Origin of the sequence: Shewanella sp. SG44-6, from assembly GCF_014164185.1 — a bacterium.
Lineage (GTDB): Bacteria > Pseudomonadota > Gammaproteobacteria > Enterobacterales > Shewanellaceae > Shewanella > Shewanella vesiculosa.
Genome location: NZ_JACJER010000063.1, coordinates 1 through 21,966, shown reverse-complemented (window position 1 = coordinate 21,966; position 21,966 = coordinate 1). Strand labels below are relative to the sequence as shown.

Genomic DNA, 21,966 nt, shown 5'->3' with positions numbered 1-21,966 from the left:
GATGGGAAGTGCATCAATGATCATGTGGAGTGTTCTATTTGGCGCTATTGGTATGGGTTATTTTGTTTTTGGTAAACGCCAACGTGCGATTGTCCCTTTGTGTATTGGCATCGCGTTAATTGTGTTTCCTTATTTTGTTGCCAGTGTCACTAGCTTACTGATTATAGGCGTTGTTTTAGTTGCGATACCCTACTTTATCCGGCTTTAGTCGTGAGTATATGCCACGATTTAGCATCAGAGTTAAATCTGACCATTGCTACACTAGTGGCTTTTTATGCTCCAAAGAAAGTGGCTCTGAAATAAAGGTTTAGCATTTTTTATGTTTGGTTGAATGGGCTTTAAGATTGTACCCTCATTACAGTCAATCACCTGCAGTGGGCTTATGTGCAGATACTGTTTCGGGACGCTTTACGCCGTCCATGGCCGCTTGTATGCCTTGGAATATATAGATATACGTGAAAGGCCATGGTCAAAATCGGTGAAGTCAGCTTTGTTGTACTCCTAGTCAGAATCCTTAAACATAATTTCATCAATGCTTTCTTTTTGCATAATATGCTCAAGCATTCTGACTCTTGTTGTATTGTTAGTTACCTAATAGGGAAAATATCCTTCAAAAAGAAAATCTTAGAATTTACTGATTGCAGCAAGCAAACTTTGATTGAATGTCTTATCAGTAACGACGCCTTCCTCTAAGTCAAAATTATCAAAAAAGCTTGGTAATGATATAGCGGCTATTACTGTTGCTGCAAAGTAGGGCGCTGATGCTTGCGCTGCGGCTAAGACACTTTGCGCTCCTCCAGGACCTGGCGAGGTGGACAGCATAAGAATCGGTTTATTTTGAAAGACTTTCATGTCTATTCGAGATGTCCAATCGAACAGGTTTTTATAGGCTGATGTATATGAGCCATTGTATTCAGCGAATGACATCACGATAGTATCTGCTGCGCCAATCGCGTTATAAAAATCGTGTGCTAATTGCGGAATACCAAATTCAGTTTCTCTGTCTACGCTGTATATGGGCATTTCAAAGTCATGAATGTCGATTAACGATATATCTGCGTTGTTGATTTGCTGTGCGGCATAAAAAGCCAATTTTTTGTTAATAGAGTTTTTGCTATTGCTTGTGCCGAAGGTCAGTACTTTCATTTTAATTCCCTGTGATCAATATTATTTCAAGTGTGCAGTATAGATTGCTTTTTAAGAGTGGCGCCCTATCAGCGTGAGGACTAAAGTAACACCGCCACTAGTAAGTAAAAGTCACTGTATCCCAGCTTGGCGATGTGTAGTGGTCAAATGAAGTTAGCCACTATTTTTAGTTAATTCAATTACTTTTTCATATTAAAGGTTATTCGAAATCATTCTGACTTATAAAATTACTAACACACTTCTATCCCTAAACGAGTTATAAAGTGCTCACACTGTATTGCCAGCGACGATGAACCAATATGTCTAGGCCGTAAAAATATTCAAACGTTATTCCGTCATCGATCAATCTTTAAATAATTTATTATCTACAGTTGAAACTTCACTATTATCCATTTCATTCGTTTCTGAGGTGAGTCATCAGGTTGCTGATATTTGTTCAAGCATTTGTGCCGATAGTGATAAAAAATGCCAGTCAGTTAACTGACTGGCATTTTTACATTGTGACGGATGCGTGTTGTAACTAAGACAACTTATTGCAGGTCTTTACTTAAATTACCAAATACGTACGCGTTGCTCTTCAGGTAAGTACAACTCGTCACCGGGTTTAACATCAAAGGCTTTGTACCAAGCATCGTGGTTACGTGGGGCGAGGGCGCGGTAACGACCTGGTGCATGAGTGCCAGCACGAAGTTGGCTTAACATGCTTTGCTCGGTGCGTTTTTCTTTCCACACTTGAGCCCAAGCTAAAAAGAAGCGTTGATCGCCAGTAACGCCATCAATAACCGGTGCTTCTTTACCTTTTAAGCTCAACTTATAAGCGTGGTACGCCATTGATAAGCCACCAACGTCGCCGATGTTTTCACCTAAACTGTTACGTCCGTTGACAAAGTTTTCTGGAATAGGCTCATATTTACTGTACTGCTCAGCCAGTTTATCGGCTTTAGCATCAAAGGCGGCACGATCTTTGTCGGTCCACCAATTACGCTGAATACCATTAGCGTCTGATTTAGAGCCTTGATCATCAAATCCATGACCCATTTCGTGACCAATGACCGCACCGATACTGCCATAGTTCACCGCGGGATCTGCGTTTGGATCAAAAAATGGCGGTTGTAATATAGCCGCAGGGAACACAATCTCATTAAACGAGCTGTTGTAATAGGCATTGACTGTTTGCGGGGTCATGCCCCAACGATTACGATCGGTTTTTTCCAGTTCCTGAGCTACGCTGTCGGCTTGGAAGTATTTGCGCAGATTTTTAATATCACCGACTAAATCATTTTTAGTCAGGGTTAAACCATCAAATTCTTGCCATGATTCTGGATAACCAATTTTAGGGTTAAATGCCGCTAATTTAGCATGGGCATTCACTTTAGTTTCATCGCCCATCCACTCTAAACCATCAATACGCTGTCCAAGTGCTGTGCGTAAGTTTTCAACTAATTCGGCCATTTGTTGCTTAGACGACTCAGGAAAGTAACGTGACACATACACTTTACCGATTGCAAAGCCCAATGATTGAGTGCCTGACATTTCTTCCACCGCGCGTTTCCAACGTGGACGAGGTTGTTCTTGGCCTGTTAACTCTTTGCCATAAAAAGCAAAGTTAGTATTGAAAATATCTTCTGATAATAATCCGGCATTATTACTGACCGTGTGGTAGGTCAGATAGTCCTGCCATACATTTAATGGCTGTTGATTTATCAAGTCAATGATAGCCTTAACCGGTTCAGGTTCAGATATATTGAGTTGAGGGACTTGATAGCCTGTTTGTGCAAAATATAAATCCCAGTCAAATCCAGGATATTGCTGAGCAAGATCTGCGCGCTTAAGTTGGTTTAAGGTTAAATCGCGATTACGACGTTTCTCTCTAGGCCATTGTGCTTGTGCTATTTTAGTTTCAAGTGCAAGAATCGCCGCGGCACGTTTTTCACCGTCTTTTATCCCCGCAAAAGCCAGCATTGCAGCGATATGCTCAACATAAGCTTTACGAATATTCACAAAGCGATCGCTTTCTTCTAGGTAATATGAACGGTCTGGTAAACCCAAGCCACCAGCGCCAATGGTCATTTCATATTGATTAGGGTCTAAACGGTTAAACCACATTCCACCCCAAATAGGTGATGATGTACCTGTAAGCCAGGCTTCGCCGAATATTTTTGTTAAGTCTTGAGTCGAGTTGATTGCCGCTATTTGATCTAAGGTGCCTTTAATTGGTGTGATACCCAACTTATTAATGGTTTCTGTATCCATATAGGCATGATAAAAATCAGCAATTAATTGTTCTTCTGCATTTAAATCACTGCGGCCAGCAATATCATCAATAATTGCTTTGACTTGATCTTCACTGCGCTCAGCTAAGGCATTAAATGCGCCGTAACGGGTTTTGTCTGCTGGCATGACAAAGTTGTCGTACCAATGACCACTGGCATACATAAAGAAGTCATCGCCAGGTTTAACCGCTTCATTACGCGCTGTTAAGTCAATACCAAAAGTACCTAATTCAGCTTTAGCGGGAGCAGGCGAAGTGACGGCTGCAACCTGAGTATTTGTTGTATCAGATACACCACAACCTGCTAATAGTGCAGTGGTTAATCCAATCGCAATTAAGGATCTATTCATTGTTATCGTATTCCTTAGCCAATGTGTTGACAGAGTTATTTGCTTCGTCATCTTGAAAGAATGACACAAAATGTCAACATTTGAATTGTTAGCAAATTTTAGCAACTAGGTTATTAATAAGACATTTCAGCGATGAATCTTCCTTGTTAACTATGCTTTTTGCCACTTATCTCGCGATGATTTTACACCGTAAAAATAGTATAATTTGAATAAACCCCATGTGTGGAGTATTATTGGTTGTGGTAATGATTCGTTTTATATCGCTGTATAAATCTCTGAGGGGGCTGGATATGTCTGCAATTGAGCAAGCTGTGTTACAGCAAAATCCTGAAAAAACTGCCCAAGTCGCGCTGAAGGTGTTTTTTAATATCATGGATGCTTGGCATGTAAGAGCAAAAGATCAAATTGTGCTGTTAGGTAGGCCGGCCGAGTCGACATTTTATAATTGGAAAAAAGGTAAAGTGTCGTCATTGTCGCCAGATACCTTGGAGCGTATTTCATACGTTTTAGGCATTTATAAAGCCCTTGGGAGTTTATTTCCGACAAGAGATCAAGCCGATGCTTGGCCGCAAAAAGTCAATCAAGCCTTTAATAATCAAACAGCTTTGGAGTATATGCTAAAAGGTAGCATGATAAATTTGAGTGATATGCGGAGATACCTTGATGCACAACGAGGTTAATACCATTGAGCCTAACGCGGATAAGCTGTACAGATTAGTGCCCAGCCATTTTCCGCCTATCGACTTATTTGAACAGGTCGCCAACCCTGATGAGCTTGAGATAGTCTTTGCTATTGAATCACTCACCAACGACCGCTTACGTGAAGAAGCAGGCGAGTTGGCCCTGGTGCCAGTAGAACAACGTATTTCTGGTATTGGAACCTCGCCAATAATGGCGGCATTTACCCATATTGGTACGCCATCACGCTTTACCGATGGTTGTCAATTTGGAGTGTATTATGCGGCTAAAACGTTACATACCGCCTTTTCTGAAACCATTTACCACCGAGAAGTGTTTTTACGCGCGACTAATGAGCCCGATACCGAACTCACTATGCGTTGCTATATTAATCAAGTCGCGTTGGCACTGCATGATATTAGATCCCAAGAATTTGATGACTTACACACAGATGACTACGCGATAGCACAGCAATTTGCTAAAGCGTTGCGTGCCCGTGACAGTAACGGTTTGGTATATCGTAGTGTAAGAGACTGTGGTGGTGAATGTATTGCGGCATTCAAACCTAAAGCCGTCACAATCCCACAGCAAGGTGGGCATTACAAATACATCTGGAGTAGTAAAAAGCAAAAGATTGAGCACATATTAGAAGTCAATTTGATTAAGTAGCCGCAGCCTTTTAACTGTTCTCATTTTCAGATAAACAAATGTAAAATGGGGAACATCTAATTCTACAACTCGTTCAATACCTAAATCTTTTACACGTTAGGCGCTCAAGCCGCTATCTAGAATCAACTTCACTATTCTATAAATTGCATTATCTCTTATGCTTAAACTTTCCGGTTAATCTGGCAGTTGTTGCAGTGACTTATCGATTTGCTCAGATAACTGAGCCAATAAATGGCTGTATGCACTAACCATGTCTGGCGCCGTTGCTCCTGCTTTGGTGACAGCAGTGAAGTGTTGCTGGGTGATATGTCGGTTTACTTGGTTATCGATAAGATCCCAATAAACATTTAGTCTGACATTGTTACTGTCTCTGCTTAAGCTCATAAGCTTTATTTTGACACTGTACTGCGGGCTATTTTCTGCTCCCCAGGGGAATAACACTAACTTACGACTATGATCGCTTTGGTTGAGATTAATACTCACAACACGGCCGATACCTTGATCTAATGGCTCAGCCCAGTAGCTGTTGGCCATTCTTTGTAGGCTGCCATCTTCAAGCGGATATACCATTTGAGTAAAGTTTAGGTACTCGGGTATTTCAATAGGGCCAATGCCAATATCGTATTCGAGTGATGTACTGCCGGGCCCTATCTGCAAGGACGGTGCGGTTAACACAAAGTACTGTTTTGGCGGTGAGCTTTGGCAGCCGTTGATCAGACTAAGTGCCAATAAACTCACACTCCAATATAGTGATCTCATCCAAGATAGCCTCATAACATTATTCTCCTTGCTTACCACGTATAATCGCCTCGGGTTGCTCATCTAAGGTTTCACTTAAACTACGTAACGCCCGAGCTGTGCGGCTAATCTCTGCCAATGTATTGGTTAATTCAATCACGAGTGGGGAGTTTTGATCTAAAGAATTACCTGCTTGATTCGCCAACTGATCAATACTGACTAATGTTTTGTGCAGTGCCGCTAAACTGAGGTTGAGAGACTCAACCATTTGCGGTTCATCTTTATTCAACTGCATCAGTAAACTATCTAGTTTAGCCAGTACTTCGGCACTCTTGGTGCCTAATGTCGCCTGAGTTGTATCGATATGCGCAGCGGTGTTTCTAACGGCTGTTGCAGCGCGATCAAAATTATCCAGCGCTTGCTGTATTTTGCCACTGGCGGCAATGTCGCTAAGTTGCTGAGCCAATTTATCCACATTGGTGATGACGTTTTTCAAGTTCAATGATTGCAGATCTTTAAACAAGGATTCGAAATCAGTCGCTATGGTTGGTAGCTCCAATAATGAATCTTTGTCATCATGGAAATGTGCGGATGTGTTGGGATAAAAATCTAACTCAACATAGAGTTGTCCGGTTAATAAACTCAGATAATTCAGCTGAGCACGTAAGCCATTCTCTATCGCATGGGAGAAAAACTCTTCTCCCACTTGTATGCCTTTAAGATTGATGCGTTTCAACAGTAAATCGGCGTGAACTGAGGCCGTGACACCTTGGCTACTGTCGTTGGGGAAATCAATGCTAATATCGCTTATTTCACCAATGACTACGCCTTTTAACTTCACTGGCGCACCGACTTGAAGCCCTTGTACTGAGTTATTGAAATACATGACCACAGGCGCTTTTTCGGCAAATATTCGCCCACCGGAAAAAAATAGCAGGGCAATAAACACTAAAATAATCGCGCCAAAGATAAAGGCCCCAATCGCAAGAGGAAGTCGCTGGCTTTTACTCATGATGCCTCCACTTTATCAGCACGATTGAGAAATTGTCGCACTCGAGCTTGGCTACTGTTAAGTTTTAATTCTCTCGGATCGCCACAATCAAGCATGGTATTGGTTTGATTATCGAGAAACACACAGCGGGTGCCGATTGACAATATACTGGGTAGCTCGTGCGATACGATAATCACGGTCGAGTCCAGTGCTTGGCAAATTTGCACAATTAGGTGATCTAAGCGCATAGAGCTAATGGGATCTAAGCCTGCTGAAGGCTCATCAAAAAATAACAATTGTGGATCCAGTGCAATCGCGCGTGCCAAGCCTGCACGCTTATGCATACCGCCACTTAATTCGGCAGGGTAAAATTTTTCAAATCCAGCTAAGCCGACTAAAGCAAGCTTATATGCCACAGCCTCTGCTATTTGCCGCTCCGAAAGGTCGGTATACAGTTGTAGCGGTAAAGCCACATTTTCGGCAAGCGACATACTGGAAAACAACGCGCCAGTTTGAAACGTGATCCCCCAGTCTTTGAGCATGGCCACTTGCGCTGGTTCATCAGCGTCATAAAAGTTTTTACCTTGATAAAGTACTTCTCCCTTAAGTGGGGTTAACAATCCTACCATTGATTTAAGTAAGGTTGTTTTGCCGCAACCGCTTCCGCCAATGACAAAAAAGATATCATTTTTGTTAATCTCGAAGTTCAGTTGTTTTTGTACCTCGGTCGTACCATAACCGACACTAAGATTGCGTACACTGATGAAGGCATCATCCACCATAATTAGATCCCTAACTTATCGTATAAGATATTGAGCGCGGCATCGGAAACCACCAGAAACACAATGGCTTTAACTACAGCACTGGTCGTGGCTAAACCAACGGCATTAGAATCTCGCCCGCATTTAAGCCCGGCCTGACAACCTGCAATCGCAATCAAAAAACCAAAAATAAGGCTTTTTATCAACCCGGTGGATATGTCTACCCAATCAATGGCAACCTGAGTTTGTAAAATATATTGGGTGTAACTCACGCCCATGCCATTGGCAACTACTGCACCGCCGATCATGCCAATCACGTCAGAGTAAATGCACATTAACGGCATAATGAAAATCAATGCCAACAAGCGAGGTAACACCAGAAACTCCATGGTGGAAATACCCATGACTCGCAGCGCATCAATCTCTTCATTGACCTGCATGGTGCCTAATTGAGCGGCATACGCGGCTCCCGTTCTGCCAGCCATAATGACGCCTGTCATCAGGGCGCCCATTTCGCGTACCATTCCAATCGCCACTAGGTTAGCGACATACACCTGAGCACCTAACTGACGCAGCTGCACTGAACCTAAATAGGCTAAAATCATTCCCACTAGCAGACTAATCAAAGTGACAATCGCCAGTCCTTTAGGCCCTGCTTGTTCAATAAAAAATACGATATCACTCCGCCGAGTACTGGCTTTACCTCTTAACCAACGCCCTAATGCCAACGTGCTTTCCCCGACAAATACTAAGCCATCGTGCACCTGTAAGCCTTGTACAATCATGCCTTTACGAAGCGTTACCCACATGCCACCAATGACACCATCATTCGCCGTTTGATACACAGGCACATCGGTAGCTAGCTGCAGTAATTGTTGTAATCCTTGTGGGGTATCTTGAATATTGAGGGCTATTTTTTGTTGTTCACACCAGCGGGATAATTGTAATAAGGCAATGGCAAGGCTTGAATCCCACTGAGATAATTCAGTCGTCACTAATCTGACAGTATGGCAAGTTGCGGGAAGGGCGGCACAAATATCGGCACCTAGTGGTGCTTGGCCTAATTGCCAATCACCTGCAAGACTCAGGTCGCAGTTGTCATCGTGCATGTCGATATCAAATGTGGCGAGTGTCATACTAGACCCCAAAAAAAGTAGCAATCAAGTGTATATTTGCATCAAGTTCATTGTTGTACTGATCACAAGTGTAGACCAATCGCTCAGATTGTATTTTGACCTTGAACAAATAAACTCATTAACTATTAAACTGATAACGCTATCTAGCTGGCTAATAACAACCTTCAATGGCTAAATATGCCGCCTGCATATCGCGATTTAACATAAATAAACTTGCACAGACAAAATTTAGCGCTACTATGTACCCTATAATGGTACTGTGTTTTTATACAGTATTCGGTATAAATGTACGAGGTTAGCGTATGCGCTTTATTCCCATTGTCGCCAGTGCTGGCATTACCGGTTTTGAAAGCCCTGCTGCTGAGTATCTTCAATTAGGCCTCAGTCTTGATGAGATGTTAGTGCAACATCCAAGTTCGACTTTTATCGGCTTAGCCCAAGGGGAGTCAATGCAAGGTGTTGGGATATTCGATGGCGACTTACTGATTGTCGATCGTCATGAAACGGCTAAAAGTGGCGATGTGATTGTGGCTAATTTTAATGGTGAATTTGTGTGTAAAATTCTCGATCTGCAACGGCGAATGCTAGTGTCATCTCATGAGCAACATTTACCAGTAACTATTTGCGATTATGATGACTTTAGTATTGAAGGTGTGGTGATCCGCTCAATTCGTTGTCATCGCCAAAGCCCCATGTTTGTTAGCCACCAAGGGTAAGCAACAATGTTTGCCTTAGTTGATGCCAATGCTTTTTATTGCAGTGCTGAACAGGTATTTCGCCCTGATTGGCGTGGTAAGCCAATCATTGTACTGAGCAATAACGACGGTTGTATTGTGGCTGCTAATCGACAAGCAAAAGAAGCGGGCATACAAAAATTTCTACCCTATTTTCAAGTTAAAGCGCTATGTGCCGAGCGTAATGTGATTGTGTGTTCATCTAACTATGAGCTCTATGCCGATTTATCAGCAAAAATGATGGCGATAATAGGCCGCTTTGCGCCCGATCAGCATGTGTACTCCATCGATGAATGTTTCCTGTCGTTTAAACACAGTTACCCCGCGATTAAATGTCTGCATACCCATGGTCAGTTAATCCGTCGTACGGTTTGGAAAGAAGCGCGTTTACCCGTCTGTGTCGGTATGGGCGACACCTTGACCTTAGCCAAGATAGCCAATCATGCCGCTAAAAAAATTCCAGGATACCAAGGTGTTTGCGTAATTGAGACATTGCAGCAACGCACTGACATTTTGCGTCAGCTTGCGGTCGGTGATGTATGGGGCATTGGTAGGCGCATAAGTAAAAAACTTGAAGTAATGAATATTCGCAGCGCATATGATCTTGCCTGTATGCCACCGAGCCTTGCGAGAAAACAATTTAGTATTGAAATAGAGCGAACCGTTCGTGAACTGAATGGTCAAGTCTGTAAACAATGGGATGAGGCAAGGGCAGATAAAAAACAAATTTTCTCGACTCGTAGTGTTGGTGAGCGCATCACTGACTATGAATTGCTATTACAGGCATTGAGCAAACATATCGCTATCGCGGCGCTTAAAGCGCGTCAGCAAGGCTCGTATTGCAAAACCATGTTGCTGTTTGCCAGTAATTCCCCCCATGACGAACGGCCCGTGAGTGATAAGGTCATTGTCCATTTCCCTTGCCCGACACATTGCTCTGTTGAACTCACCAAAGCGCTTAGACAAGCTGCACCAAGGTTGTTTCGCGTCGGTGTGCGGTATTACAAAATTGGCGTAGGCCTTGTTGATTTAGCCAGCGAGAAATATTTTCAATTTGATTTATTTAATCCTGCTAAGGTCGATTATGCCCTCATGCACACCCTTGATAGCATCAACCAACGTTATGGCCGCGATACTGTGTTTCTTGCTGCACAAGGAATACAACAAAAGTGGGCAATGCGTCGTGATTTGCTTACTCCTCAATATTCAACTCAATGGAAATGCTTACCCAAGATTAAATGTTAATATTTTTATGGGTTCCATCATTAAGATTGTCATTGAGCAAATAAAATAGAAATCACTGATTCGATTATTGGTATTGATATTGAGCTAAGCGTGGCACTGGTCACAAAATATCAATGCTAATTGGCATATGCCATTAATCGGCGTATATATAGCATATGCCAATTACTGTTAATCGATAATGGCAAGCATTAATGTCATCAACCATAACCATTTATGCCGTTTAAACTAAATGGTATCTCGATGATAAAATTGAATATTGTACAGTGAGGACAGCCCCCATGATTACAGCCATACCCATGAAAGCGGAAAATATTTCCAACCATTTTAGCAAAGCCGATGAGGTACTGTTTATTAATGACCAAGCTCAAGTCGTCGGACGTTTTACCAACCCAGCTTTACTCGATGGATGTGAGGGCAAGCAGCAATTAGTCAGTTTGATACTGGCACAAGGCGCGAATCGGGTGATCATACGTAATATTGGCCAGCAGTTATTGTCTAAGCTACTAAACCAGAATTTGAGTGTATTTCATACAAAAAACGGCCGTACAGAGTTACAGCATTTTGCGGCTGCTGTTTTATCCGACTGTGAACAATATACCCAGGCAAGTCAGGGGCGGACGTCAGTGAAACATATTGCTAAGCAAGCTAATAGTGGTTGTTGCGATCATGCTGATGGAGAAGCGGGCTGTCACAGTGGACCTGAGGCGAAACGTTGCTGTGAAACTAAAGCAGGCGCAGAAAGCGCCATGATGAAACCTTGTTGTAATAAAAAGCACTCACTCATGCACCAACATTAGTGAATGCGCAGGTCGAAGTGATGTGCTTACAGCGCTGTTAGTTTTAAATCATAGCGCTGTAATTTACGATATAAAGTACGAACACTAATATTAAGCTTAATGGCTAATTCTGCAGGAGACCCTTGAAATTGCTCACAGACCTGAAAAAGATACCTATACTCAACGTCATCTAATGACATGATCGTGGTTGCCGTTTTTAGGGAATTGTTTTCTTCGGTCGACAGGTGATTAGGTTGAACAATTTCAGGTAAATCACTGCTGTGGATCATATCTTCGTTGGCTATTAATGCTGATTGCTCAATAATGTTTTTCAATTCACGAATATTACCTGGATAGGCATAACGACTGAGTAAGGTTAACGCATTAGCTGAAAACTTTTTATGTTTGTATTCAGAATATTTAATAAAGTGATTAACGAGCGTTGGAATATCATCATGGCGTTCACGTAACGAGGGTAAGTAAATCGGAAATCCTGCAATGCGATAATACAAATCACGTCTGAATTCTCCTTTTTCAACTAAATCGAGTAAATTTTTATGGCTGGCGCTAACTAATCTAAAATCAGAACGTTTTTGTTTTAAGCCCCCAACGGCGCGATAGCATTGAGTTTCAAGTAATCTGAGTAACTTGACTTGCATATTCATTGGTACGTCGCCAATTTCATCAAAAAACACCGTCCCACCATGGGCGATTTCAATCAGACCTTTTTTGCTGGTGGTCGCCCCGGTAAAGGCACCTTTTTCATAGCCAAATAATTCACTTTCGAATAGATTCTCACTCAGTCCGGTACATTCAATCACCACAAATGGCTTATCACTTCTACTGCTGGCTTGATGTACAGCTTTGGCGACCAGCTCTTTACCAGCGCCTGTTTCACCTTGCAATAGTACTGCAATGTTGGATTGAGAGGCGCGATTTATCCGATTGAGCATTTCCTTAAACGGCGCGGATTGACCGACCATAGTGCCTTTTTTAGATTCGATCGATGCATAATCAATAGCATCTAGAATCTCTAGGAACCCTAAGATTTGGCCATCATTATCTTTAATCGGTTTCATTAAAATATCGCAATATGACTTGCCATGAGCCGTGCTATGGATATGCATCGCATTGGCTGCTCTAGTCGTACTCAGGCATTGTTGTAAAGGGCAATCTTCGCCGTGTTTGTCACAAGGTTCGTTACTGTGATGGGAAATCTGATGACACTTACTTTGACCCAATATCACTTTGGTCTCATATGTTTCTGCATAGGCTTCATTGACCGCATGTATGACATAGTCTGGGGTAATAAATATTGCCGGTTTATCAATCGCGTTTATCATCGATTGGACTACGGTAGTGTTATCCATTTATTGCTCTCGCTTGTCTATATATGCATCAGTTAATTCTAATATGTCATTATAGGTGTCATAATTGTCACGTCAATGCCATATTTGTCACTTGGTAACCTTGTAATTACATTATCTAAACATTGGTTGGTTTTAGGTAGCTGATTTCATTGCCTAAAATTTAAGATGTGATCTGGCACAAGCTTTGTATAGCTCTAATATACATGTCTGATGGCCGTATTGAGTTCAAAGACACTGTAAATGGGGAGAACATTCAATGGCTAAAATTGTTGTGATAGGTGCCGGTACTGGTGGCATGCCAGCCGCATACGAAATAAAAGAGATTTTGGGTAAGGACCATCAAGTTTTAATGGTTAACGAACATGATACATTTCGTTTTACCCCTTCTAATCCTTGGATTGCCGTTGGGTGGCGAGAACCTAAAGCCATTACGTTCCAGATAGAAAAACACTTAGCAGATAAAAAAATAGAATTTAAATGTGCCAGAGTGACTAAAATTGATACTGAAAAAAATCAACTCATAACTGTTGATGAAGACATTATTGACTATGACTATTTGGTTATCGCAACCGGTCCTAAACTGGCATTTAACACTATACCTGGAGCAGGCCCTGAACACTTTACTCAATCTATTTGCACACTTGAACATGCAGTAGAGTGCAAAGTTGATGTCGATAAACTGTTAGCTAATCCGGGTCCTGTGATCGTGGGGGCATTTCAAGGTGCAAGCTGCTTTGGGCCGGCTTATGAATACGTGTTTATTTTAGACAAGGTGTTACGTGATGCCGGCATTCGAAGCAAAGTGCCAATTCATTTTGTCACTAGCGAGCCTTATGTTGGGCATTTAGGTTTAGGTGGCGTTGGTGATTCAAAATCAATGCTCGAGTCTGAGTTACGCCAAAGAGATATAAAATGGATATGCAATGCCACGGTTGACTCTGTAGAGGAGGGCGTGATGCATATTTCAGAGCTTGATAGAAAGGGGAATGTTGATTTTTCTCACTCATTGCCATTTCAACATTCAATGTTAATCCCCCCATTTGCTGGTATTGATGCTGTCGCGAATGTTGAAGGACTATGTAACCCTAAAGGCTTTGTTATTACCGATGAACATCAACGTTCACCAACATTTAGTAATATTTTTGCGGGTGGGGTTTGTGTGGCAATCCCGCCAGCAGAAATAACGCCAGTCCCAACCGGGATGCCAAAAACAGGTTACATGATTGAGTCGATGATGACTGCAATCGCTCACAATTTGCATAGCATTATTATTGAAAACAGCCCGCCTAAAAGTAAAGGCACTTGGAATGCAATTTGTATTGCTGATATGGGTGACACAGGTGCAGTATTTGTGGCAATGCCTCAAATAGCACCGCGTAACGTCTCTTGGTTTAAAAAAGGGAAATGGGCACATTTTGCCAAAATTGGTTTTGAAAAATACTTTCTACGAAAAATGAAGACTGGTAGCAGTGAACCATTATACGAAAAATATGCGTTGAAACTCATGGGGATCACGCGCCTAGAAGCAGAGGATGATGATAATGACATTAGCAAAGAATTGTAATCAACACGTGGCAGGATCTGGCAAATTAGCCGCTTTACTAATACTCGCGAGTATGACCAGTGTTAGCCAAGCAGCATCATTAACCGAACAACAAATGCTTGAGCAAGAGGCTAATGAGCGTATTGCCGAATTTAGCCAAACATTAAAAGGTCAGTTACAGGCAGCCATAAAGCAAGGTGGATTGCCCAATGCTGTGTCTGTGTGTAAGTCGGTAGCGCCTGCCATTACTGCACAGAATTCGAAACAAGGCTGGACGCTCGCTCGAACCAGTTTGCGGGTGCGTAATTCAGACAATACGCCAGATGCATGGGAGTTAGCACAATTACAAAAGTTTGAAGCCATTCAGTCTTCAGGACAGCAATCCGTTGATAAACCGATAGTGGCCAGCGAGTATATTGTTAATGGCGATAATACTGAGTTTCGTTATATGAAAGCCATTCCAACTCAAGAGTTATGCTTAGGTTGTCATGGTAGTAATATTAACCCTGAACTGAGTGCATTAATTAATACAACCTATCCTGATGATAAAGCAATTAACTTTGCCCTTGGTGATATTAGAGGTGCATTTTCATTGCAAAAAGTCATCAGTGATCCAGTATCGCCGATGACAGCCAAACCCTAATAAAGACGTAAATAATGACGTAATAAGGCTTAACAAACGTTAAGTCTTATTACGCAAAACCTAAATCATAGTGAGTTTATTCGTTCGCAATTTATTGCGACATAATTCGCAGTAAAAGATGATGATTTGACTTAACATTATACTGTAATAATCAAACTTCCTCAGTCAACGATAAATGATGTTGCGAATGTGACCGATATTCATATGAGGTTTTATTTAACAAATGCCCAAGGGATTTTGTTGGGAGTAATGTGTCATGAGCAAAATCCGCATCGATCCTTTTTATCATCACGTTAGCCATACGATTACTTATGTGGTGACGGATCTTGCTACGCGTCAAAGCGCCATAATCGATCCTGTTTTAGACTTTGATATCGCCTCTGGAACCATAAGTACCCATTTTGCCGATATGCTGATTGAGCATATCGATAAACATGGATATGAAATTGAATGGATTTTAGAAACGCATGCCCATGATGATCATATTTCAGCGGCATGCTATATCAAGAAAAATCGAGGAGGGATAACGGGAATTAGCGAGAATATCACCAAAGTCCAGCACACGTTTAAGCGATTACTTAATCTTGATGAAAGCTTTCAGTGTAATGGTGAGCAGTTTGACCAACTGTTTGTCGATGAAGAATTGATTAAATTCGGTCATTTAAATATTCACGTAATGCACACTCCGGGCCATACACCAGCTTGTGTTAGCTATCTTATTGAAGACACAGTGTTTGTCGGTGATACCTTATCTATACCTGAGTTAGGGACTGCGAGTACTGAATTCCCAGATAGCAGTGCAACCACCTTATACCATTCAATTCAACGGATATTAGCATTGCCAAATTGTACCCGTGTATTTGTAGGACATTATCCGTTCACAGATAAAAACGCGGAGAATCAATTAGAAACATCGGTTATTGCGCAAAAAAGGAATAACCGCGTTGTAGGGGGTAAAGTCACTCTTACTGAGTTTGTTGAGTTACATCAACAACGTCATATAAATGCTGATACTCCAGCTTTGCTACTACCCGCAATCCAAATCAATATTCGTGCAGGCAATATTTCACCCATAGAAGGTGAAGATAACTATTATATTAAAATACCGCTAAATCAATTGTGATCACATCACGAAAATAATCATCTTACCAATTAGTGGTCAAATAAACGGCCTCCAGCTAATGGCAATGAAAGATATCTGCCATTAGCCAGAGCATATCTAGCTTACTGTGATTTAAACCTTATACGGCACTAATGGAAATCCATCTTGTTGCCATTGCACCATACCACCTGCCACAGATAGTGGTTTTTTAAAGCCCATATTTTGTAATGAATCGGCAGCAAGTGCGGAGCGACCACCAGTACGGCAAATCAGAAATATCTCTTTTTCTGCTAATTCATTTAATGCTAAAACCCATTCGCAATGGTGACTGACCAAAGGATGCTCGTGTATTTTCATCTCTAATACACCACGAGGGAAATTCACTGCACCTTCGATATGGCCTAATAAAAATTCTTCGTGTTCACGGACATCGATAATAACCACATCAGGGTTAAGCATTGCCGTGAGTAAATCATGGGTACTCACTTCGATAATGTTAGCTTTGATTTCACTTATGTATTCTTGAGCAGTTTTCATGTGTACCTCGTGATATTAAATAATAGATTTAGTTAGGATAAATAGCGCCATTAAGACTAAAAACACGGCAAATATTTTCTGTAATATTGCTTTAGGTAAATATTGGCTTATCCATTGACCTGCAATACTGCCGACAAACCCGCCAGCAATCATGATCCCAATAACTGACCAGTCAAACTCAAGCCCTTTATCTGAAAGCAATGAGTAGTATTTTATAAAGCCAACGAATGAATTCATGGTAATAATCAGTAAGCTGGTGCCAATCGCGAGTCCAATATCAATACCACCGAGGATCACCAAAGCCGGCACAATTAAAAAGCCGCCACCAACACCAACAAAACCAGTCACAACACCGACCCCTAAGCCTTGTAAGAGAATTTTGGTCACATCCAGCGTGCCTGCTTTACATCGACTTGATTGATTACGCCACATCATGACGGCACCCATAAGCATTAAAATGACAAACACAGTCAGTTGAATGTCACTGGTCACAAAAGTGCTTGTCCAAGCACCTAAGTAAGTCCCCGCCATGCCAGGTAAACCAAATAAGAACACATGACGCCAAGAAACCTTTTTATGCTTAATGAAACGCATACTGCTGATTAAACTGATTACACCAACGATACATAATGATGAAGCTATGGCTAATTGTGGTTGCATACCAATAAGATATAACAACACTGGAACCGTAATAATTGAGCCTCCAGAGCCCAATACACTCAGCACTAAACCAATCAATAATGCGCCAATAATTGCTTGTATCATTTTGATGACTCTTAGGTTTAAAGAAGGTTAATCGGGATTTTTAAATAGACTGTGCCATTGTCTTCAGCATCAGGCATTTTTCCTGCACGAATGTTGACTTGAATCGATGGCAATATCAGCCTTGGCATGGCTAACGTGGCGTCTCGTTTTTGTCGCAAATCAACAAAATCGGCTTTTGACATGGTGTCGTTAACATGAATATTGTGTTGTTTTTGTTGACTGATTTGAGTTTTAAATTGGTGGTCACGGCCTTCAGTAGGGTAGTCATGGCATACATAAATGTCGGTCGAGTCTGGCAAACTGAATAATGTCTGGATTGAGTCATATAAGGTATTGGCATCGCCACCAGGGAAATCGCATCGCGCAGTCCCCACATCAGGCATAAAAATAGTGTCACCTACAAAAGCGGCTTGTTCGTTAATGATGTAGGCTAAATCGGCAGGTGTATGCCCTGGAGTATGCATAATGCGTATGGTCATATCACCGACTTGTAGCCGATCACCATGTTTAAATAGTCGATCAAATTGACTGCCATTCGGCAAAAAACTCGCCTCAAGATTAAATATGCTTTTAAAAGTATCTTGAACTTCGGTGATATGCTCGCCAATGCCTATTTTGCCACCGACTTTGTCACATATAAAACTGGCAGCAGATAAATGGTCTGCATGGGCATGGGTTTCTAATATCCATTTTACCGTCAAGTTTTGACGTTCAATCCAATGTAAAACTCGTTTGGCACTTCGAGTATCAGTACGACCTGACTTGTAATCAAAATCTAAAACAGGGTCAATAATAACGGCATATGAAGTGGCATTATCGGCAACGACATAAGTGAGCGTTTCACTGTCATCATCTAAAAACTCATGGACACTAAAAGTAGAGTTCATTATAAAGTTCCTATATTAATCCTATGTAAAAGATGCACAGGAACTTAGATCCCTGTGCCGGCAAAATTAAAGCGATTTTTTGCTGAAATACCAATCAGTGTATTCATAACCTTGGCTTAAACGGGCTTTGGCTTCAGCAGTAGTAGCTGGTGGGGGGACAATAACGTCATCACCAGGCTGCCAGTTTTCTGGAGTCGCTACGCCATTGGCGTCGCTGGTTTGCAATGCTTTGACTAAACGAACAAATTCGCTAATAGAACGGCCGTTGCTCATTGGGTAATAGACCATGGCACGTAATATACCTTCAGGATCGATAATGAAAGTTGCACGCACAGCGGCGGTATCACTCGCGCCAGGTTGGATCATGCCGTAGGCTTTAGCCACTTCCATTGATAAATCGGAGATAATAGGGAAGGTAATTTCAACACCAAAGTTTTCTTCAATATTACGTACCCAAGCAATATGAGAGTGAATACTGTCGATAGATAGACCCAATAATTCGGTATTAATCTCAGCAAACTCTGCAGCGTGTTGTGCAAATCCCATAAACTCAGTAGTACATACAGGGGTGAAATCTGCTGGATGCGAGAATAACACCAACCACTTGCCTTTATAGTCAGTGAGAGAACGCATACCATGAGTCGTCTTGGTATTAAATGCAGGTGCTGGTCGGTTTAATTGTGGAAAAGAAACAATAGAATCAGTCATGTTATTACTCCAGTAGTGGTTAACTTAAATTCTGCCTAATCTGTAAAACAGATTACAAACATACTTAGTAATAGCAATTGGTGGGCCAAGTTAGCTTGGTGCGAGATCTTATTGGAATATTATTTATAAGATATTGAAAATTATCATTTTTAAATCAGTTAACTTTATAAGGCTTGATATCGGTGTTATCTAATAGCGACTATCGTCTCGCTATGCTTTGTCATAAATGACGCTAGCGACAATAATGGTGTCAAATATGGCGAAGAGAAGTCTGTTATTGATGGTAATAAACCCAGAACCCAATCCACGAGATCAGAAACACTGCAGCCTAGTAGGCATGTGAAGTGCTGGGGGAAATGTGGTTGGATATTGAATAGAAAAGAAATTAACGGATCAGCAAAGGTTAATGTGAAATAAGCCAAGACTCATAAGTAACTAGAATGACGTTGAACGGCCTTAAATAGACTCTTTATTCGTCAGCACTGTGAAGCGGCTCTTGATTATGACTTTTGAGCCTATACACATATCCTCTTTAGCTTTATATTTTAGTGATTAAATCCAATATTTATAAAGGGTTAAGACACTAATGGATTTGGCAAAGCTTTCCCGTATTAGCATGAAACACTTAATCACTTTGCATGTGATGCTTGATACCCTCAGTGTCACTGCCAGTGCTGAACGCTTATGTTTAAGCCCATCATCGGTAAGTAAAACCTTGAGTCAGTTAAGAAACAGCCTTAATGATGAATTATTTTATCGACATGGTAATTCGCTAATCGCCACCCCCTTTGCGCGAAGACTGGGCCCTAGTGTGCAGCAGATGATCAATGATATGAACCATATCATGAGCCAAGATGTGTTTAGTCCTGCTGATTATCAGGGCCGTTTTGCGCTCTCTATGCGTGAAAGCACCTTTGAACTACTGGCGGCAAAAATAAGCGCTCATATTCTTAAGTTAGCACCCAACATCCATTTAGATATTTACAGTAAAGACAATATTGGTTTTGATGGCTTAATAAAGGGCTCGTTAGATTTCATTATTTTACCCCACGACCTAAGTCAGCCGACGGATATTGATGACGATTTAGTCTGGGAAACCTTGATCAATGATGAGATGGTTTGTCTAATGAATGCATCACATCCTTTGGCTTTGCAGCAAGACATAAGCCTTGATGACTATTTGCGATTCAGCCATATAGGTATAACCGATACCGACTTAAGCACACCCTTTTTCGATATTTTGCTGGCTCAGCAATCCAAAAAACGCGCGCTCCCCATTTCAGTAGCAGACTTTGGCAGTGCCGCCTTAATGTGTCACCACAGTGAATTACTGTTTACCTGCTCGCGCCACTGGGGAGCCACAGCCAAACAAGCCCAAGGGCTGATCATTAAAGCTTTACCTATAGATTATGGCAAAGTCGCTTATAGCCTCGTATGGCATAAACAAAGCATGAATGATCCCGCACACCGATGGTTATATGAGCAAATATTACACTGTCGTCATTGCTAAAATAGGATGTCGAGATTAAATCGACTTAATTGAATTAAAGATATAGCGCCGGTAAGGCAAGATTATTCACTCCTCGCTGGCTCAGCAGCGCGGCTAATTTTTCGATATCAGCCTGAGTGCATTGCTTCCATGTTGAAGCGATTTTACCAACTCCGTGATGGTGAAATGCATTTAGTTTAACTCGGGTATCACTTGGTAGCTGAGTTAAATAAGCCGCTAGGGCATCTATCTGGGTATCATAATCTGTAACCTCAGGAATATGTAACAGTCTAACTTCATACAGCTTATTGTGCTGAGCAAGTAACTCAATTGAGTTAAACACCGCTTTGTTATCACGCCCGGTAATATAGTAGTGAGTAGCTTGGTGCCATGCTTTTAAATCAACCATAGCACCATCTAAATAGGGGAGTAATTTATGCCATCCCGTGCGACTTAAACTACCATTGGTGTCGATCATGCAAGTTAAGTGTGCTAGTTGCTCAGATGATTTAATCGCCTTAAACAGAGTAATAACAAAAGGTAATTGCAAACTCGCTTCGCCGCCGCTAACCGTAATACCGTTAATAAAATATCGCTGACAACTAATGACCTCAAGGATTTGCTCAAGCGTATAAGTTACCGTTTTGGGCGAGGATTGTGCTTGGCATACCCTAAGGCAAGTATCACATTCAGTGCACTTAGTGCTGTGCCACACGATATGTGGCTTACATTTTAAATCTGTATCTTGCGACGCAATGACCGTCAATGCTTGCTCAGGGCAATGATCAACACAATCGCCACATGCATTACACAAACTTATCGTTTGTGGATTATGGCAATTTTTGCATTGATAATTGCAGCCTTGCAGAAAAATCACCAATCTACTGCCCGGTCCATCGACGCATGAAAACGGCAATATTTGGCTTACAACAGCCGGTTTACTCATAAACAAAAGGCGCTTGTTCGTGAGCAATAACACGGGCTTGGCGCTGTAATATGCCGGTATTCATGGCGGCCTCAGCAGCTAAACCGCTAGTATTGCTGCGAGAACCACGTTGTTTGAATGTTTCAATGTCAGATCGTTTGACCATGTAACCAGTAACGCGGACTAAATCATTATTCGCGACATTGGCGGTAAACTCCCTAAAACCTAAGCTAAATGCGCCTTTACAGAGTTGGAACATGGCTTGTGGATTCGATTTTACGGTTTCATCTATGCTAAGAATATCGCTAATTCCCGCAGTATAATATTGATGATGCTTCGCTAACGCTTGAATATGACTAATGGGATCGGGTTCTGTGCTATTAGTCAATCCAGTAACGCCTATGGTCACAGCCAGGCAGCTAATGAATTAGGCCTAAGGATCTCAGCTGCATTGGCTAACATGGTGACATCAACTCCGGTGACCTATGGTTATAAGGGGCG

22 protein-coding genes and 1 pseudogene are annotated in these 21,966 nt (G+C 41.7%); 10 read left to right on the top strand and 13 right to left on the bottom strand.

The features are described from left to right. Nucleotide 1 precedes the first annotated feature (1 nt). On the top strand, nt 2–208 hold the full coding sequence (locus H5185_RS12645) for a hypothetical protein (RefSeq protein WP_124014922.1): 207 nt from the start codon (nt 2–4) through the stop codon (nt 206–208). Nucleotides 209–624: 416 nt separating this feature from the next. On the opposite strand, the gene H5185_RS12640 is transcribed toward H5185_RS12645, so the two are convergent. Continuing rightward, nucleotides 625–1,146, bottom strand: coding sequence for an NADPH-dependent FMN reductase (locus tag H5185_RS12640; RefSeq protein ID WP_124014921.1), 522 nt, complete (start codon nt 1,144–1,146; stop codon nt 625–627). A gap of 552 nt (nt 1,147–1,698) precedes the next feature. Further along, entirely contained in the window at nt 1,699–3,768 is a 2,070-nt protein-coding gene (locus H5185_RS12635; RefSeq protein ID WP_182742286.1) for a M13 family metallopeptidase, read from the bottom strand. A gap of 290 nt (nt 3,769–4,058) precedes the next feature. On the opposite strand from H5185_RS12635, the gene H5185_RS12630 reads away from it, so the two are divergent. Then, nucleotides 4,059–4,448: an antitoxin Xre-like helix-turn-helix domain-containing protein gene (locus tag H5185_RS12630; protein ID WP_182697405.1), complete on the top strand. Its 390-nt coding sequence runs from the start codon at nt 4,059–4,061 to the stop codon at nt 4,446–4,448. Further along, nucleotides 4,432–5,115 carry an RES family NAD+ phosphorylase gene (locus tag H5185_RS12625; RefSeq protein WP_182742285.1) on the top strand — a complete coding sequence of 228 codons (684 nt, stop codon included), beginning with the start codon at nt 4,432–4,434 and terminating at the stop codon, nt 5,113–5,115. Before H5185_RS12630 ends, H5185_RS12625 begins: the two co-directional genes overlap by 17 nt. Nucleotides 5,116–5,289: 174 nt before the next feature. Here H5185_RS12625 and H5185_RS12620 read toward each other — a convergent pair whose 3' ends face one another. From H5185_RS12620 to H5185_RS12605, 4 genes are read right to left on the bottom strand one after another with little or no spacing between them, the layout of a single operon-like run. Then, entirely contained in the window at nt 5,290–5,874 is a 585-nt protein-coding gene (locus H5185_RS12620; protein WP_182742284.1) for a membrane integrity-associated transporter subunit PqiC, read from the bottom strand. 19 nt (nt 5,875–5,893) lie between these two features. Further along, nucleotides 5,894–6,865: an MlaD family protein gene (locus H5185_RS12615; protein ID WP_182742283.1), complete on the bottom strand. Its 972-nt coding sequence runs from the start codon at nt 6,863–6,865 to the stop codon at nt 5,894–5,896. Next, nucleotides 6,862–7,626 carry an ABC transporter ATP-binding protein gene (locus H5185_RS12610; protein ID WP_124014915.1) on the bottom strand — a complete coding sequence of 255 codons (765 nt, stop codon included), beginning with the start codon at nt 7,624–7,626 and terminating at the stop codon, nt 6,862–6,864. Before H5185_RS12610 ends, H5185_RS12615 begins: the two co-directional genes overlap by 4 nt. Before the next feature lie 2 nt (nt 7,627–7,628). Then, a complete protein-coding gene (locus H5185_RS12605; protein WP_182722965.1) occupies nt 7,629–8,741 on the bottom strand; it encodes an ABC transporter permease in 1,113 nt (370 codons plus the stop codon). Between the two features lie 302 nt (nt 8,742–9,043). Between H5185_RS12605 and H5185_RS12600 the strand changes: the two genes are divergently transcribed. The 3 genes from H5185_RS12600 (at nt 9,044) to H5185_RS12590 (ending at nt 11,517) form a co-directional block, all read left to right on the top strand. Continuing rightward, on the top strand, nt 9,044–9,457 hold the full coding sequence (locus H5185_RS12600; protein WP_124014913.1) for a LexA family transcriptional regulator: 414 nt from the start codon (nt 9,044–9,046) through the stop codon (nt 9,455–9,457). 6 nt (nt 9,458–9,463) lie between these two features. Next, a complete protein-coding gene (locus H5185_RS12595) occupies nt 9,464–10,720 on the top strand; it encodes a Y-family DNA polymerase (protein ID WP_182722964.1) in 1,257 nt (418 codons plus the stop codon). 278 nt (nt 10,721–10,998) lie between these two features. Then, entirely contained in the window at nt 10,999–11,517 is a 519-nt protein-coding gene (locus tag H5185_RS12590) for a NifB/NifX family molybdenum-iron cluster-binding protein (RefSeq protein ID WP_182742282.1), read from the top strand. Between the two features lie 26 nt (nt 11,518–11,543). Here H5185_RS12590 and H5185_RS12585 read toward each other — a convergent pair whose 3' ends face one another. Further along, the gene (locus H5185_RS12585) at nt 11,544–12,866 is read right to left on the bottom strand and encodes a sigma-54-dependent Fis family transcriptional regulator (protein ID WP_259395597.1); all 1,323 of its coding nucleotides are present in this window, start codon (nt 12,864–12,866) and stop codon (nt 11,544–11,546) included. A 256-nt stretch (nt 12,867–13,122) separates the two neighbouring features. On the opposite strand from H5185_RS12585, the gene H5185_RS12580 reads away from it, so the two are divergent. The 3 genes from H5185_RS12580 (at nt 13,123) to H5185_RS12570 (ending at nt 16,175) form a co-directional block, all read left to right on the top strand. Beyond that, nucleotides 13,123–14,430 carry an NAD(P)/FAD-dependent oxidoreductase gene (locus H5185_RS12580; protein WP_182742281.1) on the top strand — a complete coding sequence of 436 codons (1,308 nt, stop codon included), beginning with the start codon at nt 13,123–13,125 and terminating at the stop codon, nt 14,428–14,430. Continuing rightward, nucleotides 14,408–15,052 carry a DUF3365 domain-containing protein gene (locus H5185_RS12575; RefSeq protein WP_182742280.1) on the top strand — a complete coding sequence of 215 codons (645 nt, stop codon included), beginning with the start codon at nt 14,408–14,410 and terminating at the stop codon, nt 15,050–15,052. Before H5185_RS12580 ends, H5185_RS12575 begins: the two co-directional genes overlap by 23 nt. Nucleotides 15,053–15,308: 256 nt before the next feature. After that, complete coding sequence (locus H5185_RS12570) at nt 15,309–16,175, top strand: MBL fold metallo-hydrolase (RefSeq protein WP_182742279.1); 867 nt, start codon at nt 15,309–15,311, stop codon at nt 16,173–16,175. 111 nt (nt 16,176–16,286) lie between these two features. On the opposite strand, the gene H5185_RS12565 is transcribed toward H5185_RS12570, so the two are convergent. From H5185_RS12565 to H5185_RS12550, 4 genes are all read right to left on the bottom strand, one after another. Then, the gene (locus H5185_RS12565; protein WP_124014907.1) at nt 16,287–16,691 is read right to left on the bottom strand and encodes a rhodanese-like domain-containing protein; all 405 of its coding nucleotides are present in this window, start codon (nt 16,689–16,691) and stop codon (nt 16,287–16,289) included. A gap of 15 nt (nt 16,692–16,706) precedes the next feature. After that, nucleotides 16,707–17,456: a sulfite exporter TauE/SafE family protein gene (locus H5185_RS12560; protein ID WP_182722960.1), complete on the bottom strand. Its 750-nt coding sequence runs from the start codon at nt 17,454–17,456 to the stop codon at nt 16,707–16,709. A 17-nt stretch (nt 17,457–17,473) separates the two neighbouring features. Continuing rightward, nucleotides 17,474–18,343 (bottom strand): MBL fold metallo-hydrolase, encoded by an 870-nt coding sequence (locus H5185_RS12555; protein WP_182742278.1) that lies wholly within the window; start codon nt 18,341–18,343, stop codon nt 17,474–17,476. Nucleotides 18,344–18,409: 66 nt separating this feature from the next. After that, complete coding sequence (locus tag H5185_RS12550; RefSeq protein WP_124014904.1) at nt 18,410–19,051, bottom strand: peroxiredoxin; 642 nt, start codon at nt 19,049–19,051, stop codon at nt 18,410–18,412. A gap of 586 nt (nt 19,052–19,637) precedes the next feature. Between H5185_RS12550 and H5185_RS12545 the strand changes: the two genes are divergently transcribed. Continuing rightward, the gene (locus H5185_RS12545; RefSeq protein WP_182742277.1) at nt 19,638–20,561 is read left to right on the top strand and encodes a LysR family transcriptional regulator; all 924 of its coding nucleotides are present in this window, start codon (nt 19,638–19,640) and stop codon (nt 20,559–20,561) included. 34 nt (nt 20,562–20,595) lie between these two features. Here the strand turns inward: H5185_RS12545 and H5185_RS12540 are convergent, their stop codons facing one another. Continuing rightward, complete coding sequence (locus H5185_RS12540; RefSeq protein WP_182742276.1) at nt 20,596–21,486, bottom strand: YjjW family glycine radical enzyme activase; 891 nt, start codon at nt 21,484–21,486, stop codon at nt 20,596–20,598. Then, a pseudogene (locus H5185_RS12535) lies at nt 21,479–21,874 on the bottom strand (glycyl radical enzyme domain-containing protein); the annotation flags it as partial. The pseudogene H5185_RS12535 and the gene H5185_RS12540, both read right to left, overlap by 8 nt. Nucleotides 21,875–21,966 lie beyond the last annotated feature (92 nt).

Bases quoted from the DNA above. Each gene is read 5' to 3' on its own strand.
- H5185_RS12585 (WP_259395597.1), bottom strand. From the start codon at position 12,866: ATGGATAACACTACCGTAGTCCAATCGATGATAAACGCGATTGATAAA.
- H5185_RS12590 (WP_182742282.1), top strand. From the start codon at position 10,999: ATGATTACAGCCATACCCATGAAAGCGGAAAATATTTCCAACCATTTT.
- H5185_RS12635 (WP_182742286.1), bottom strand. From the start codon at position 3,768: ATGAATAGATCCTTAATTGCGATTGGATTAACCACTGCACTATTAGCA.
- H5185_RS12560 (WP_182722960.1), bottom strand. From the start codon at position 17,456: ATGATACAAGCAATTATTGGCGCATTATTGATTGGTTTAGTGCTGAGT.
- H5185_RS12640 (WP_124014921.1), bottom strand. From the start codon at position 1,146: ATGAAAGTACTGACCTTCGGCACAAGCAATAGCAAAAACTCTATTAAC.
- H5185_RS12550 (WP_124014904.1), bottom strand. From the start codon at position 19,051: ATGACTGATTCTATTGTTTCTTTTCCACAATTAAACCGACCAGCACCT.
- H5185_RS12610 (WP_124014915.1), bottom strand. From the start codon at position 7,626: ATGGTGGATGATGCCTTCATCAGTGTACGCAATCTTAGTGTCGGTTAT.
- H5185_RS12645 (WP_124014922.1), top strand. From the start codon at position 2: ATGGGAAGTGCATCAATGATCATGTGGAGTGTTCTATTTGGCGCTATT.
- H5185_RS12545 (WP_182742277.1), top strand. From the start codon at position 19,638: ATGGATTTGGCAAAGCTTTCCCGTATTAGCATGAAACACTTAATCACT.
- H5185_RS12555 (WP_182742278.1), bottom strand. From the start codon at position 18,343: ATGAACTCTACTTTTAGTGTCCATGAGTTTTTAGATGATGACAGTGAA.
- H5185_RS12565 (WP_124014907.1), bottom strand. From the start codon at position 16,691: ATGAAAACTGCTCAAGAATACATAAGTGAAATCAAAGCTAACATTATC.
- H5185_RS12575 (WP_182742280.1), top strand. From the start codon at position 14,408: ATGACATTAGCAAAGAATTGTAATCAACACGTGGCAGGATCTGGCAAA.
- H5185_RS12630 (WP_182697405.1), top strand. From the start codon at position 4,059: ATGTCTGCAATTGAGCAAGCTGTGTTACAGCAAAATCCTGAAAAAACT.
- H5185_RS12620 (WP_182742284.1), bottom strand. From the start codon at position 5,874: ATGAGATCACTATATTGGAGTGTGAGTTTATTGGCACTTAGTCTGATC.
- H5185_RS12580 (WP_182742281.1), top strand. From the start codon at position 13,123: ATGGCTAAAATTGTTGTGATAGGTGCCGGTACTGGTGGCATGCCAGCC.
- H5185_RS12600 (WP_124014913.1), top strand. From the start codon at position 9,044: ATGCGCTTTATTCCCATTGTCGCCAGTGCTGGCATTACCGGTTTTGAA.
- H5185_RS12540 (WP_182742276.1), bottom strand. From the start codon at position 21,486: ATGAGTAAACCGGCTGTTGTAAGCCAAATATTGCCGTTTTCATGCGTC.
- H5185_RS12615 (WP_182742283.1), bottom strand. From the start codon at position 6,865: ATGAGTAAAAGCCAGCGACTTCCTCTTGCGATTGGGGCCTTTATCTTT.
- H5185_RS12595 (WP_182722964.1), top strand. From the start codon at position 9,464: ATGTTTGCCTTAGTTGATGCCAATGCTTTTTATTGCAGTGCTGAACAG.
- H5185_RS12570 (WP_182742279.1), top strand. From the start codon at position 15,309: ATGAGCAAAATCCGCATCGATCCTTTTTATCATCACGTTAGCCATACG.
- H5185_RS12625 (WP_182742285.1), top strand. From the start codon at position 4,432: ATGCACAACGAGGTTAATACCATTGAGCCTAACGCGGATAAGCTGTAC.
- H5185_RS12605 (WP_182722965.1), bottom strand. From the start codon at position 8,741: ATGACACTCGCCACATTTGATATCGACATGCACGATGACAACTGCGAC.